Below are 14,034 nucleotides of genomic sequence, written 5' to 3'. Positions count from 1 at the left end.
GAACCCATCAATCTCCGGATATTTGCCGTTCCCGGCGGTCAGGCATGGCCGCCGGATTTTCCTTTTTTGGGAGACCAAAGCCGTGATCCCCGTCGTTATGCCCACATACGCCCGCGCCGATGTCGTTTTCGAGCGCGGTGAAGGTCCGTATCTCTACGCGACCGACGGGCGACGATTCCTCGACTTCGCCGCCGGCGTCGCGGTGAACGCCCTGGGTCACGCGCATCCCTATCTGGTTGAGAAGCTGACCGAGCAGGCGCAGAAGCTGTGGCACACCTCCAACCTGTTCCGGGTCGCCGGGCAGGAGAGCCTGGGCAAGCGCCTGACCGAGGTGACCTTCGCCGACACGGTGTTCTTCACCAACTCCGGTGCGGAAGCGTGGGAATGCGGCGCCAAGGCCGTCCGCAAGTACCATTATGACAGCGGCAACCCGCAGAAGAACCGCATCATCACCTTCGAGCAGGCCTTCCACGGCCGCACGCTGGGCGCCATCTCGGCCGCCAAGCAGGAGAAGCTGGTGCACGGCTTCGACCCGCTGCTGGACGGCTTCGATCAGGTGCCGTTCGGCGATCTCGACGCCGTGCGCGCCGCGATCACGCCGGCCACCGGCGGCATCTGCGTCGAGCCGATCCAGGGCGAGGGCGGCATCCGTGCCGGCTCGGTGGAGTTCCTGCGCGGCCTGCGTGCGCTGTGCGACGAGCATGGCCTGCTGCTGTTCCTGGACGAGATCCAGTGCGGCATGGGCCGCACCGGCAAGCTGTTCGCCCATGAATGGGCCGGCATCACGCCGGACGTCATGTGCGTCGCCAAGGGCATCGGCGGCGGCTTCCCGCTCGGCGCCTGCCTTGCGACCGAGCGTGCGGCATCCGGCATGACCGCCGGCACCCACGGCTCGACCTATGGCGGCAACCCGCTGGCGACCGCCGTCGGCAATGCGGTGCTGGACGTCATGCTGGCGCCGGGCTTCCTGGACGACGTGCAGAAGACCTCGGCCCTGCTGCGCGGCCGCCTGGAGGAACTGATCGCCAGGCATCCGTCGATGTTCCTGGAACTGCGCGGCCAGGGCCTGATGCTGGGCCTCAAGCTGGGCCAGCCGGTCGGCGAGGTGGTGGTGAAGCTGCGCGCCAACGGCCTGCTGTCGGTTCCGGCCGGCGACAATGTGGTGCGGCTGCTGCCGCCCCTGAACATCGGCGAAGCCGAAGTGAACGAAGCCGTCGGGATTCTCGACCGGACGGCGCAGGAGTGCGTGGGATGAACGGCGACAACAACACCGCCAACGGCACGGTTCGGCATTTCCTCGACATCGACCGGATGGACGGCGCCACCCTGCGCCGCCTGCTCGACCATGCCGTCCGCATCAAGGCCGACCTGAAGAAGGACCGGCTGGCCCATTCCACCCTGCTGGCCGGCCGCTCGCTGGCCCTGATCTTCGAGAAGCCCTCGACCCGCACCCGCGTGTCGTTCGAAGTCGGCATGCAGCAGTTCGGCGGCAATGTCGTGGTGCTGAAGCCCGACGACATGCAGCTGGGCCGCGGCGAGACCATCGGCGACACCGCCCGCGTGCTGTCGCGCTTCGTCGATGCGGTGATGGTCCGCACCACCGGCGAGGAGCGGGTGCATGAGCTGGCGGCCCATGCCAGCATTCCGATCATCAACGGCCTGACCGACCAGACCCACCCCTGCCAGATCATGGCCGACCTGATGACCTTCGAGGAGCATCGCGGTCCGATCAACGGCCGGACCATCGCCTGGATCGGCGACTGCAACAACGTCGCGGTCAGCTGGGCGCACGCCGCCGTCCGCTTCGGCTTCGAGCTGCGTCTGGCCTGCCCGACCGTCTACGGCCCGTCGCCGGAGCTGCTGGCCTGGGCCGAGCGCGAGGGCAGCGGCCGTCTGGTCGTCACCGACAGCCCGGAAGAGGCGGTGCGTGGGGCCGAATGCGTCATCACCGACGCCTGGGCCTCGATGCACAACACCGACGTGGACGAGCGCGCGGCCATCCTCGCCCCCTACCAGGTGAACGAGGCGCTGATGGCGCACGCGCATCCCGAGGCGCTGTTCATGCACTGCCTGCCGGCCCACCGGAACGAGGAAGTGACCGACGGCGTGATCGACGGCCGCCATTCGGTGGTCTGGGACGAGGCGGAAAACCGCCTGCACGCCCAGAAGGCCATCCTCGGCTGGTGCATGGGCGTGCTGGACTGACCGTCCACGCCCGATCCCTGCAGTCGACGCTTCGATTGGCCCTCTCCCCACCCCGGGAGAGGGCCAAATTCGCATGGGTGCCCTACCGGCCTTGATTCGACCCTTCCGCACCCCGATCTTCGGCCCTACGCCTGCATAACCGGTCTCTGTCTTAAGGAATCTGCCCTATGGACGATCCGTCCGTCCGCCCGCTCACCGATGATTTCGTCCTGCCGTTCCAGATCGAGGCGTCGCGCCTGCGCGGCCGCATCGTCAAGCTGGGGCCGGCAATCGACGAGATCCTGACCCGCCACGACTATCCGCCGACCGTCGCCCGCTTCCTGGCGGAGACGGCGACGCTCGCCGTGCTGCTCGCCAGCATGCTGAAGTACGAGGGCATCTTCACGCTCCAGACCAAGGGCGACGGGCCGATCAGCCTGATGGTGGCCGACATCACCTCGGTCGGCGACGTGCGCGCCTATGCCCAGTTCGATCCGGAAGCGCTGGCAAAGGCCGAGCGGGACGTCGATATCGCCCCGGCCGCGGCGCTGCTGGGCAAGGGCTACATCGCCTTCACGGTGGACCAGGGCCCCGACACCGACCGCTACCAGGGCATCGTCGAGCTGTACGGCAAGACGCTGACCGACTGCGTCCAGCATTACTTCCGCCAGTCCGAGCAGATCGACACCGGCCTGACCGTCTCGGTCGACCGCGCGGCGCTGCCGGACGGCTCCTTCGGCCCCTGGCGGACCGGCGGCATCATGGTCCAGCGCCTGCCGCAGGAACAGGGACTGACCGCGTCGGACAGCGAGGACGACTGGCGCCGCGCCATGGCGCTGATGGCCAGCGTCACCGGTGACGAGTTGCTGTCGACCGACCTGCCGGCCGCCGACCTGCTCTACCGCCTGTTCCACGAGGACGGCGTGCGGATCTATGAGGGCAACGCGCTGCGCTTCGGCTGCCGCTGCTCGCGCGAGCGGGTGGAGAACATGCTGCGCAGCCTGCCCCGCGAAGAGGTGCAGGAGTTGAAGATCGACGACGGCCGGGTCGAGGTGACCTGCCAGTTCTGCTCGACCGACTACCACTTCACCGACGCGGATCTCGACCGCGTCTATGGCCCTGCCTCCTGACCTCGCCTCCCTCGTGGGAATAGGGTCAGATAAAAACGCGTTCATGGGGGCGCGGCGTCCGCGCCGCGCCCCTTTCCTTTTCCAGTAACCCAGGTTGCCGAAAGCAGCCCAAGAACCGGAGCCCCCATGCTGTCGCGCCGCTTCACCCTCGCCGCCGGAATGGCCACCCTCCTGCTTGCCGCCTGCCAGAGCGCGCCGCCACGGCCGGCGCCCCGTCCGGTCGACTTCTCCAATTTCGGGCCGATCGTTCTGAATGCCGGCACCATCGACGTGGTCGATGCCTACCGTCCGGTCGGCGGCAAGCATGTGGAAGACCGCTCCGCGGTTCCGCCGGCCGAGGCGGTGCGGCGCTGGGCGGCGGAGCGCTTGCAGGCGGCCGGTGGGACTGGACGCCTGCGCGTCACCATCCGCGACGCCGGCATCGTCGAGGTGGCGCTGCCCACCAAGAAGGGCATCACCGGCTATTTCACCAACGACCAGGCCCAGCGCTATGACGGCCGGATCGAGGTGGAGATCGCCGGCGAGGTGCCGGACACCGGCAATGGCGGCTTCCGCGGCGTGACCCGCTCCACCGTCACCCATTCCACCACCGTGGCGGAGAACATCTCGCTGGCCGACCGCGAGGCGACCTTCCTGGAGATGACCCGCCGGATGATGGACGATCTGAACGCCCGCCTGGATGCCGGCATCCGCAAGGATCTGGCGCCGATGGTCCGGCGCTGACCTTTTTGTAAGAGTTGGCCCGGTCTTTGCGGTGGGGCACCCGACGTTTCGTCAGAACGGAAGGTGCCCATGCCGAAATTCGACCTCTATGTCGTCCGGCCGCCGGAGGGATCGGCCACGATCACAGCCATCCCCGAGGAAAAACAGCAGTCGTCCCAGGCGGCGCTCCGCAATCTCAGCCGCTCCGGCTGCGTGGTGAAGTCCTTGGGCGACATAGACCTGTCCTTCGTCAAGAAGTCGGAGGCACAGATCAAGATTGAACTGGCGGTGCGGCAGATGTTCGCCGCCTCCGCCTATAAACCGCCGGTGTCTATTGTCTGGTAGTGACCGTCCTGTCTTGACCATCCAATAGCGGCATGAGGCGAGTGGCCTTCTGGCGGGGGCGGCAGAAACTGCCCCCGCCCGCCGCCCCTATCGGCAAGTTCGGCCGGTAAATGCGGCCTGCAAAAAACCTGTCCGGCAAACCCAGCCCTAGATTTCCAGCTGCATGCCCAGCTCGACCACCCGGTTGGGCGGGATGCAGAAATACTCCGATGCGCTGGACGACAGCTTCGACAGGAAGATGAACAGCGGTTCCTGCCAGCGCGGCAGCCCGGACTTGCCATGGCTGCGGATCAGCGTCTCGCGGCTGACGAAATAGGTCGTTTCCATCGGCTCGAACGGCAGTCCGGGAATGCGCTTGCTTTCCAGCGCCACCGGGATGTCCGGTTCGTCCTTGAAGCCGAAATGGACGATCAGCCGGAAGAACCCGGCCGACAGCGCCTTCAGCTCGAAGCGCTGCTCGTCCGGCACATGCGGCACATCCTCGATGTCGACGGTCAGCAGGACGACGCGCTGATGCAGCACCTTGTAGTGCTTCATGCTGTGCAGCAGCCCCGGCGGCAGGCCGCGCGGGTTGCCGGTCAGGAACACCGCGGTGCCCGGCACCCGCTGCACCGACCCGCTCTTCAGCCGCTCCAGCAGCATGTCGAAGGGCAGCGCATCCTCGGCCAGCCGCTTGCGCACCACCTCGCGCCCGCGCCGCCACGTCGCCATCAGCAGGAAGACCGCCGCACCCACCACCAGCGGGAACCAGCCGCCCTCCTCCACCTTCACCAGATTGGCGAGGAACAGCGCCATGTCGACGGTCAGGAACACCGCCAGCGCCAGCACCGCCTGCCACAGCTTCCAGCGGCCGAGCGAGCGCGCCACCTTGTAGGCCAGCAGCGTGGTCGCCACCATCGTGCCGGTCACCGCGATGCCGTAGGCGGCGGCGAGGTTGCTGGAGGTCTGGAAGCTCAGCACCAGCAGGATGACGCCGGCCAGCAGCAGCCAAGTCAGCTGCGGCATGTAGATCTGGCCCTTCTCGTGCTCCGACGTGTGCATCACCTCCATCCGCGGCAGATAGCGCAGATGCATGGCCTGCAAGGTCACCGAATAGGCGCCGGAGATCACCGCCTGCCCGGCGATGATGGTGGCGGCGGTGGCCAGCAGCAGCAGCGGCACCTGCGCCCAGTCCGGCGCCAGATGGAAGAAGGGATTCTCGATGGCTTCCGGCTCGTGCAGCAGCAGGGCGCCCTGGCCGAAATAGCACAGCAGCAGCGACGGCAGCACGATGCTGTACCAGGCGCCGCGGATCGGCTTGCGGCCGAAATGCCCCATGTCGGCATAGAGCGCCTCCGCCCCCGTCACCGCCAGCACCACCGCACCCAGCAGCAGGAAGCCGTGCCAGCCATGGTTGAACAGCATCTCCACCGCATGGCCGGGCCACACCGCGCCCAGCACGCCGGGATAGCGGATGATCTGCCCCAGACCCAGCACGGCCAGCGTCAGGAACCACACCAGCATCACCGGCCCGAACAGCTTGCCGACCTTCTCGGTGCCGAATCGCTGCAGCACGAACAGCCCGACCAGGATGGTCAGCGTGATCGGAATGACATAGCTGTCCAGGGCGGGTGCGACGACATGCAGCCCCTCCACCGCGCTCAGCACCGAGATGGCGGGGGTGATCAGGCTGTCGCCGTAGAACAGCGAGGCGCCCATCACGCCGATCGCCATGACGACCCCGGTCCGCCGGTGCCCCGGCCGCATGCCGCGCAACGCCAGCGCGGTCAGCGCCAGGATGCCGCCCTCGCCCTGGTTGTCGGCGCGCATGATGAAGATGACGTACTTCACCGTCACCGTGATGATCAGCGCCCAGAAGATCAGCGACAGCACGCCCAGGATGACTTCGGGCGTCAGCGGGAAGCCGCCGCCCTCGGTCAGGCATTCGCGCAGCGTGTAGAGCGGGCTGGTGCCGATGTCGCCATAGACGACACCCAGCGCCCCCAGCGCGAGCGCGCGCAGCTTGGCCGCATGCTCCCGCCCATCCATGCTTGCTTCCATACCCGGTCCGCTCCGATCATTTCGATGCACAGCCATGCCTAAGGTGGCTTGGCGTGGCCGCGCAAGCACCGAATGGCGAAACGCGCCACCGGCACGACCGATCCCCCGTGATTTTCATCCCGACGGGTGCAGAACGCCATAGCGCCGGCGTGGCACTCGGCACCGTTGCATCGGGGCCGGGGCCGTGCTTCCATTCTGGCGTGTACCGTGGGCATTCCCGAGCCGGCAGCCATGTCCAACGATTTCCTGTTCGCCTCGGACGAGTCCCCCACCCCGCAGGACCTGTCCGGCGGGACCGGCGACACCGACCGCGCCGCTCCGCCCTGGCTGGTTCTGGTGGCCGACGACGAGCCGGAGGTGCATGCCGTCACCCGGCTGGCGCTAGCCCGGCTGCGCTTCCGTGGCCGTCCCGTCCGCCTGCTCGACTGCCCCAGTGCGGCGGAGGCGGAGCGCATCCTGCGCGACACCCCGGACATCGCCGTCATCCTGCTCGACGTGGTGATGGAGACCGAGGATGCCGGCCTGCGGCTGGCCCGCCGCATCCGCGAGGAGTTGGGCAACCGCGCCATCCGCATCGTCCTGCGCACCGGGCAGCCGGCCCGCGTGCCGGAGGAGGAGCTGGTCCTCGCCTATGAAATCGACGGCTACACCGCCAAGACCGAACTGACGGCACGCCGGCTGTTCACCAGCGTGGTGACGGCATTGCGCGCCTATGCCGATCTGGCGGCGCTGGAACAGAAGCTTGCCGAACGCGGCCGCGCGCTGGAGGAGGCGACCGTCCGCCTCAACCGCATGGCGATGCTGGACCCGCTGACCGGCGTGTGGAACCGCCGCCGCTTCCTGGAACTGGCGGCGGCGGAGCTGGCACGGGCACGGCGCTATGGCCGGCATCTCGGCGTTTTCCTGCTCGACCTCGACGGCTTCAAGGCGGTCAACGACGCCCATGGCGATGCCGTCGGCGACGCGGTGCTGCGCGCGGTGGTGAAGCGGATCCGGGCGGCGCTCCGCATCTCCGATCACATCGCGCGGTCGGGCGGGGAGGAGTTCGTCGTGCTTCTGCCGGAAACCGACGATGCCGGCAGCGCCGTGGTGGCGGAACGGGTGCGCGCCGCCCTGGCCGACAGCCCGATCCTGGTGGAGGAGCGGACGATCCCCGTCACCGCCAGCATCGGCGTCGCCAACTGGCTTCCCGCCGAGCCCGGCGTCGAACAGACCCTGCACCGCGCCGAACACGCCTTGCATGCCGCCAAGCAGGCCGGCCGCAACCGGATCGAGCGCGCGCCTGGGTAACAAAGTGCCGCACCCGGCCTTCCGTCCTGTCGACTGTGTAATATCGTTTCAGCGCCGCGATTGAACGGCGCCAAGCCAGCGGTTACTCCTATCGTTGGAAACATCTTGGCGTATGCCATTTCCGATCGGGGGTTCGCACATGTGGCAGAACTACACCAACGCGCTGATGACCGCCTTCGGACTGGCCGGGCTGGGGTTCGGCATCGGCAAGCTCGTCATCGTGCTGGGCGAACGCGCGATCGAACGCCGCCACGGGTCGGAGGGGGTGCGCGACATCATCGCCCGCCGCGCCAAGCTGGAGACAAAGCTGGAGGCCCGCCGCGGTGACCGCATCCGCGAGCTGAAGGATCTGGACGGTGCGGCCGAGGATGTGCTGCGCCGCCGCAAGGTGATGGAACGTCAGATCGAGGAGGCGCGCCAATCCGGCGAGCGGCTGGTCCGTCTGGTCGGCGAGGAGGTCCAGGGCAGTCCCTGCTACGTCGCCATGGTGGTGAACAAATATGTCGGCACCGGCGCCGTCCAGCAGAGCCAGCATGCGCTGGTCGATCCCAGCTGGGCGCAGCCGCAGATGATCGAGGTTTGGGCGCGCTCGATGGCGGAGGCGCGGACGGAGATCGAGCGGCGCTACCCACCCGCCTTCGGCTATGCCGTGACGCGGATGCAGGAATTCCTGTCCGCCGACACCCCCGTCGCCAAGGCCAGCTGAGCCCCCATCGAAAGCCGGACCCGCCATGGACAGCATGCCCTACATCTTCTCCGGTCTGGTCGGCCTCGCCTCCCTGGCGGTGTCGCTGCTGCTGGCGTTGCGCCGCCTGAAGACGTCGGAGGAGCGGATCGCCACCGCGGTGTCGCGCAAGCAGGCGCAGGTCGAGCGGATCAAGAAGATCGCCCGCGTCACGCTCCAGCAGGCCCGCGACCTGCGCGACGCCCGCCGCCGCAAGGCGATGGCCGAGCTGGGCTGCGAGGATTTGGAGCAGCGCCTGAAGGCCGCCGGTGCCAACGACCGCCGCATCTATGTGCTGGACGACCGCCGCACCCAGAAGGATCAGGGCTGGCTACTGCGGGTGGTCAACATCGAATACGGCACCCGCGTCAACCCCACCCTCATTCCCACCGCGCTCGACAGCTGGAAGCGCGGCCGGCGCTTCCTCGTTTGGGCGCTCGACGAGAAGAAGGCCCGCGAAAAGGTCAACGCCCGCTTCCCCGAGAACAAGGGCTTCACCGTCATGGGCGTCGAATCCTATATCGAGTGAGAGCGCGGCAGGAAAGCCGCAGCGCGCCCTGATAATGACATAAGTCCCATTTTTAGATTATCATCCCCGTGCGCACCCATGTGCCCGCGCCGGGGAGCCTTGCCATGATCCGTTACGCCGAGTTGCAGCTCGCCACCAACTTCAGCTTTCTGGAGGGGGCGTCGCATCCTGACGAGCTGGCGATGACGGCGGCGGCACTGGGGCTGGCGGCGGTGGGGGTAACGGACCGCAATTCGCTGGCCGGCGTGGTGCAGATGCATGTGGCGGCGAAGAAGGTCGGCATCCGGCCGCTGATCGGCTGCCGGCTGGACCTGACCGACGCCGACAGCCTGCTGGCCTACCCGACCGACCGCGCCGCCTATGCGCGGCTGTCGCGGCTGCTGACGCTGGGCAAGATGCGGGCACCGAAAGGCGAGTGCTTCATCGCCCGCACCGATGTGCTGGCCCATGCCGAAGGCATGCTGTTCCTGCTGCTCGGCCCCGACCGCCGCGACGAGACGTTCCTGCGCGAGCTGCGCGCCTGGCGCAGCGGGCTGGCGCGCGGACAGCTCTATCTGGCGGCGAGCCATCGCTACCAGGGTGACGATGCCCGCCGGCTACGCTGGCTGGCCGGTCTGGCGGAGGCGGAGGGGGTGCCGCTGGTCGCCACCAACGACGTGCTCTACCACGGCGCCGGACGGCGGGCGCTGGCCGACGTGATGACCTGCATCCGCCACCACACCACCATCGACGAAGCCGGCTGGCGGCTGTCCGCCAATGCCGAGCGCCACCTGAAACCGGCCGTCGAGATGATGCGCCTGTTCCGCGACCATCCCGACGCCGTCGCCCGCAGCCTGGAGATCGCCGAGGCCTGCCGCTTCTCGCTGGAGGAGCTGCGGTACGACTATCCCGACGAGGTGGCGGAAGGCCGCGACCCACAGGAGACACTGGTCGCCCTGACCTGGGACGGCGCGGCCAAGCGGTATCCGTCCGACCGCTTCCCCGGCGGCATCCCCGATGCGGTGCGCCAGACGGTGGAGCGCGAACTGGCCCTGATCGCCGAGCAGCGCTTTGCCCCGTACTTCCTGACCGTCCACGACATCGTCCGCTTCGCCAGGGAAAAGGACATCCTCTGCCAGGGCCGCGGCAGCGCCGCCAACTCCGCCGTCTGCTATTGCCTGGGCATCACCTCGGTCGATCCGACCGAAGTCGACCTGCTGTTCGAACGCTTCATCTCCTCCGCCCGCGGCGAGCCGCCGGACATCGACGTCGATTTCGAACATGAACGGCGCGAGGAGGTGATCCAGTACATCTACAGGAAATACGGCCGCGCCCGCGCCGGCCTGACCGCCACCGTCATCCGCTACCGCGCCCGCAGCGCCCTGCGCGAGGTCGGCAAGGCGATGGGTCTGTCGGCCGATCTGGTGGCGCGGCTGACCGGCTCGATCTGGGGCTGGGGCGGCCAGGGGGTGGACGAGGAGCGCGCCCGCAAGCTCGGTGTCGATCCCGACGACCCGAGGCTCAAGCGCACGCTGGAACTGGCCCAGGAGTTGATCGGCTTCCCCCGCCACCTGTCGCAGCATGTCGGCGGCTTCGTCATCACCCGCGGCCCTTTGTCGGATCTCTGCCCGGTCGCCAACGCGGCGATGGAGGACCGCAGCACCATCGAGTGGGACAAGGACGACATCGACGCGCTGAACATTCTGAAGGTCGATGTGCTGGCATTGGGCATGCTGACCTGCATCCATCGCGCCTTCGACCTGATCGAACAGGTGCATGGGCAACGCTGGGCGCTCGCCACCCTGCCCCAGGACGATCCCGCAGTTTACGAGATGCTGGGACGGGCCGACAGCCTGGGCGTCTTCCAGGTCGAAAGCCGCGCGCAGATGAGCATGCTGCCCCGGCTGAAGCCGAAGGAGTTCTACGATCTGGTGATCGAGGTCGCCATCGTCCGGCCCGGCCCGATCCAGGGCGGCATGGTCCATCCCTACCTGCGCCGCCGCAACAAAGTGGAGCCGGTAACCTATCCGATGCCGGCGCTGGAACCGGTGCTGCGGAGGACCCTGGGCGTGCCGCTGTTCCAGGAGCAGGCAATGAAGGTCGCTATGGTCGGCGCCGGTTTCAGCGCCGAGGAGGCGGATCAGTTGCGCCGCGCCATGGCGGCCTTCCGCAAAAACGGACAGGTCGAGCGGTTTCACGACAAGTTCATCGCCGGCATGATCGCCAACGGCTGCGACCCCGCTTTCGCCGAGCGCTGTTTCAAGCAGATCGAGGGGTTCGGCGAATACGGCTTCCCCGAGAGCCACGCCGCCAGCTTCGCGCTGCTGGTCTATGTCTCCGCCTGGATCAAGCACCACCACCCCGCCATCTTCGCCGCCGCCCTGCTGAACAGCCAGCCGATGGGCTTCTACGCCCCGGCCCAGATCGTCCGCGACGCGCGGGAGCACGGCGTGACGGTGCTGCCGCCGGACGTGAACCTGTCGGGCTGGGATTGCGCGGTGGAGGGCTCTTCCACCCTCCGACTCGGTCTCCGCCTGATCAAGGGCTTCACCCAAGCCCACGCCGACTCGGTCGTCCTCTCCCGTGCCGGCGGCTACAGCGACCCCTACGATCTGTGGCGCCGCGCCCGCCTGCCGGTCGCGGCACTGGAAAAGCTGGCAAAGGCCGACGCCTTCCGCTCGGTCGGGCTCGACCGACGGGCGGCGCTGTGGGCGGTGCGGGCGCTGGGCGACCAGCCGCTGCCGCTGTTCGCCCGGCTGGACGGTCCGATGGCCGAGGAGCCGGAAGCCCCGCTGCCCGCCATGGCGCTCGGCGAGCATGTGGTGATGGATTACGGCAGCCTGTCCCTGTCGCTGAAGGCCCACCCGCTGTCGCTGCTGCGCGACGGCCTGCCCGGCATCACTCCGGCGGAGCGGCTGGCGCAGACGCGCGACGGCCGCCGCCTGACCACCGCCGGCCTCGTCCTCGTCCGCCAGCGGCCGGGCAGCGCCGAGGGCGTCGTCTTCATCACGCTGGAGGACGAGACCGGGATCGCCAACCTCGTCGTCATGCCCGACGCCTTCGAGACCTTCCGCCGCCCGATCATGACCGCCCGGATGCTGGCCGCCACCGGCCGGGTGCAGAACCACGAGGGTGTGGTGCATCTGCGCGTGGAATCGCTGATCGACCTGACCCACCGGCTGTCCGAACTGACCGGCGAGAAGCGCCCGTCAGCAGGCCCCTTCCCCAAGGGCCGCAATTTTCATTGAGGGAGGCCATCGCTCCTGACATCACGCTGTCAGGAGGGGCGTGCTATCAAGAGGGCGTGCCGGCACGAACCACGAACATCCACCCCACTCGCTGTCAGGAGCCACCCCGATGAACATCCCGCACGTCGTCACCTGGTTCGAGATTCCGGTCACCGACCTCGCCCGCGCGGTCGGTTTCTACGAGACCGTCTTCGCCGCCAAGATGGTCCAGGAGCCCTGCCCCAGCGGCATGACCATGGCCGTCTTCCCAGCCGAAGGCACCGCCGTCAAGGGCTGCCTGATCCAGCACGAGGCCTGCAAGCCGAGCGCCGACGGCACCACCGTCTACCTGAACGGCGGCGACGACCTGTCCGCCCCGCTGGCCCGTGCCGAGCAGGCCGGCGCCCGCATCGTCGTGCCGAAGACGCTGATCACCCCCGAGATCGGCTATTTCGCCCAGTTCATCGACAGCGAAGGCAACCGCGTCGGCCTCTATTCGATGCACTGACCCCGCCAGCCCGCCGGAGCCGCCGCCATGCGCCGCGCCGACCGCCTGTTCCAGATCGTCCAGCATCTCCGCAAGGGGCGGCTGGTGACGGCTGCCGAACTGGCGCGGTGCCTGGAGGTGTCGGAGCGCACCGTCTACCGCGACATGCGCGACCTCGCCTCCTCCGGCGTGCCGGTGGAGGGCGAGGCCGGCGTCGGCTATCTGCTGCGCGACGGCTATGACCTGCCGCCGCTGATGTTCACCCAGGACGAGGTGGAGGCGCTGGTGGTCGGCGCCCGCCTCGCCCGTGCCTGGGTCGGCGGCGCGCTCGCCGATGCCGCTGCCCGCGCGCTCGACAAGGTGGAGGCGGTGGTGCCGGAGGCGCGGCGGCGCGAACTGGCCGACAGCCGCGTCTTCGTCCCCGACTTCTCCTTCCCCGCCCCCCTGCGCGACCGGATGGACGTTCTGCGCTGCGCCATCAACGCCAGGCGCGTGGTGATGTTCGACTACCGGCGCCAGGACGGCACCCATTCCGCCCGCGCGGTCCAGCCGCTGGGCCTGTTCTTCTGGGGCCGGGTGTGGACGCTGGGCGCCTGGTGCGAGCTGCGCGAGGAGTTCCGCAGCTTCCGCATCGACCGCATGGAAACACTGCTGCCCCTGGAGCGCCGGTTCGACGAGATCCCCGGCCGCGGCCTGGACGATTATCTCGCCCTCTGGCGCCGGGAGGGCTGCCAGCAGGGGTGAGGCCCCCCTCAAAAAACCCCTCAAACCCCGTCGATGTAGGCCAGCAGCGGCTGCCAGTCGCCGCGATGCTCGGCGGCGCGCTTGCCCGGCATGTCGAACAGGCTGAGGCCGCTTTCCGCCGCGTCGGCATAAATCTGGCTGTCGCGCAGCCGCGTCACCACCTGATGGCCGATGCCGCCCAGGAAACGGTCCAGCCGGTCGGCGGCCTTGGTGCGGGCGCGCATGCGGTTGCCGACCACCGCCACCGTGGTCTTCTTCTTGGCAATGCGCTTCAGCTCGTCGAGCTTGACCAGAAAGCGCTGGGTCGCCTGCTCGTCGAAGGCGCCGGGCAGCACCGGCAGCACGACGATGTCGGCCATCTTCACCAGATCCTCGATCTGCTTCGTCTTCAGCGCGGCGGGCGCGTCGATGACCAGCCGCTTGATGCCGCGCGGCGTGTCGGTGAAGTCCTTGGCCCAGTCGAGCCCGACCAGGGCCGGCGCCTTCTCCGGCCGGCGCTCCAGCCAGCCGAGCGAGGAGCGCTGACGGTCCACGTCGGCCAGCACGGTGGGCAGGCCCGCCGCGGCGGACGCGGCGGCGAGGTGGGTGGCGACGGTCGTCTTGCCGCAGCCGCCCTTGATGTTGGCGACGAGGATCGTGAGCATGGCCGTGGA

General features: G+C 68.5%; 13 protein-coding genes. 11 read left to right on the top strand and 2 right to left on the bottom strand.

Features of this window, described 5'->3' with window-relative positions; translation table 11 throughout:
* Positions 1–97 precede the first annotated feature (97 nt).
* From ABNQ40_RS18410 to ABNQ40_RS18390, 5 genes are all read left to right on the top strand, one after another.
* On the top strand, positions 98–1,255 hold the full coding sequence (locus ABNQ40_RS18410) for an aspartate aminotransferase family protein (protein WP_199235612.1): 1,158 nt from the start codon (positions 98–100) through the stop codon (positions 1,253–1,255).
* Positions 1,252–2,205, top strand: a complete 954-nt coding sequence (gene argF, locus ABNQ40_RS18405; protein WP_109051952.1) for an ornithine carbamoyltransferase — start codon at positions 1,252–1,254, stop codon at positions 2,203–2,205. The genes ABNQ40_RS18410 and argF overlap by 4 nt, the downstream gene beginning before the upstream one ends.
* A gap of 167 nt (positions 2,206–2,372) precedes the next feature.
* Positions 2,373–3,314, top strand: a complete 942-nt coding sequence (locus ABNQ40_RS18400; RefSeq protein WP_109051951.1) for an Hsp33 family molecular chaperone — start codon at positions 2,373–2,375, stop codon at positions 3,312–3,314.
* 126 nt (positions 3,315–3,440) lie between these two features.
* Positions 3,441–4,037, top strand: coding sequence for a hypothetical protein (locus tag ABNQ40_RS18395; RefSeq protein ID WP_109051950.1), 597 nt, complete (start codon positions 3,441–3,443; stop codon positions 4,035–4,037).
* A 69-nt stretch (positions 4,038–4,106) separates the two neighbouring features.
* The gene (locus ABNQ40_RS18390) at positions 4,107–4,361 is read left to right on the top strand and encodes a hypothetical protein (protein ID WP_109051949.1); all 255 of its coding nucleotides are present in this window, start codon (positions 4,107–4,109) and stop codon (positions 4,359–4,361) included.
* 147 nt (positions 4,362–4,508) lie between these two features.
* On the opposite strand, the gene ABNQ40_RS18385 is transcribed toward ABNQ40_RS18390, so the two are convergent.
* Entirely contained in the window at positions 4,509–6,401 is a 1,893-nt protein-coding gene (locus ABNQ40_RS18385) for a potassium transporter Kup (protein WP_109051948.1), read from the bottom strand.
* Positions 6,402–6,632: 231 nt separating this feature from the next.
* Between ABNQ40_RS18385 and ABNQ40_RS18380 the strand changes: the two genes are divergently transcribed.
* From ABNQ40_RS18380 to ABNQ40_RS18355, 6 genes are all read left to right on the top strand, one after another.
* Positions 6,633–7,691, top strand: coding sequence for a diguanylate cyclase (locus ABNQ40_RS18380; protein ID WP_109051947.1), 1,059 nt, complete (start codon positions 6,633–6,635; stop codon positions 7,689–7,691).
* A gap of 139 nt (positions 7,692–7,830) precedes the next feature.
* The gene (locus ABNQ40_RS18375) at positions 7,831–8,397 is read left to right on the top strand and encodes a hypothetical protein (RefSeq protein WP_109491188.1); all 567 of its coding nucleotides are present in this window, start codon (positions 7,831–7,833) and stop codon (positions 8,395–8,397) included.
* A gap of 25 nt (positions 8,398–8,422) precedes the next feature.
* Positions 8,423–8,944, top strand: coding sequence for a hypothetical protein (locus ABNQ40_RS18370; RefSeq protein WP_109051946.1), 522 nt, complete (start codon positions 8,423–8,425; stop codon positions 8,942–8,944).
* Positions 8,945–9,048: 104 nt separating this feature from the next.
* The gene (locus ABNQ40_RS18365) at positions 9,049–12,171 is read left to right on the top strand and encodes an error-prone DNA polymerase (protein ID WP_109051945.1); all 3,123 of its coding nucleotides are present in this window, start codon (positions 9,049–9,051) and stop codon (positions 12,169–12,171) included.
* Between the two features lie 109 nt (positions 12,172–12,280).
* Entirely contained in the window at positions 12,281–12,658 is a 378-nt protein-coding gene (locus ABNQ40_RS18360) for a VOC family protein (RefSeq protein ID WP_109051944.1), read from the top strand.
* A gap of 27 nt (positions 12,659–12,685) precedes the next feature.
* Positions 12,686–13,381 carry a YafY family protein gene (locus tag ABNQ40_RS18355; RefSeq protein ID WP_109051943.1) on the top strand — a complete coding sequence of 232 codons (696 nt, stop codon included), beginning with the start codon at positions 12,686–12,688 and terminating at the stop codon, positions 13,379–13,381.
* A 20-nt stretch (positions 13,382–13,401) separates the two neighbouring features.
* Here ABNQ40_RS18355 and ABNQ40_RS18350 read toward each other — a convergent pair whose 3' ends face one another.
* Positions 13,402–14,025 carry a ParA family protein gene (locus ABNQ40_RS18350; RefSeq protein WP_109051942.1) on the bottom strand — a complete coding sequence of 208 codons (624 nt, stop codon included), beginning with the start codon at positions 14,023–14,025 and terminating at the stop codon, positions 13,402–13,404.
* Positions 14,026–14,034: the final 9 nt, after the last annotated feature.

Source organism: Azospirillum sp. A23, assembly GCF_042938965.1.
GTDB lineage: Bacteria > Pseudomonadota > Alphaproteobacteria > Azospirillales > Azospirillaceae > Azospirillum > Azospirillum melinis.
The sequence above is the reverse complement of the archived record's forward strand: the minus strand, read 5'-3'. Positions and strand labels throughout refer to the sequence as shown.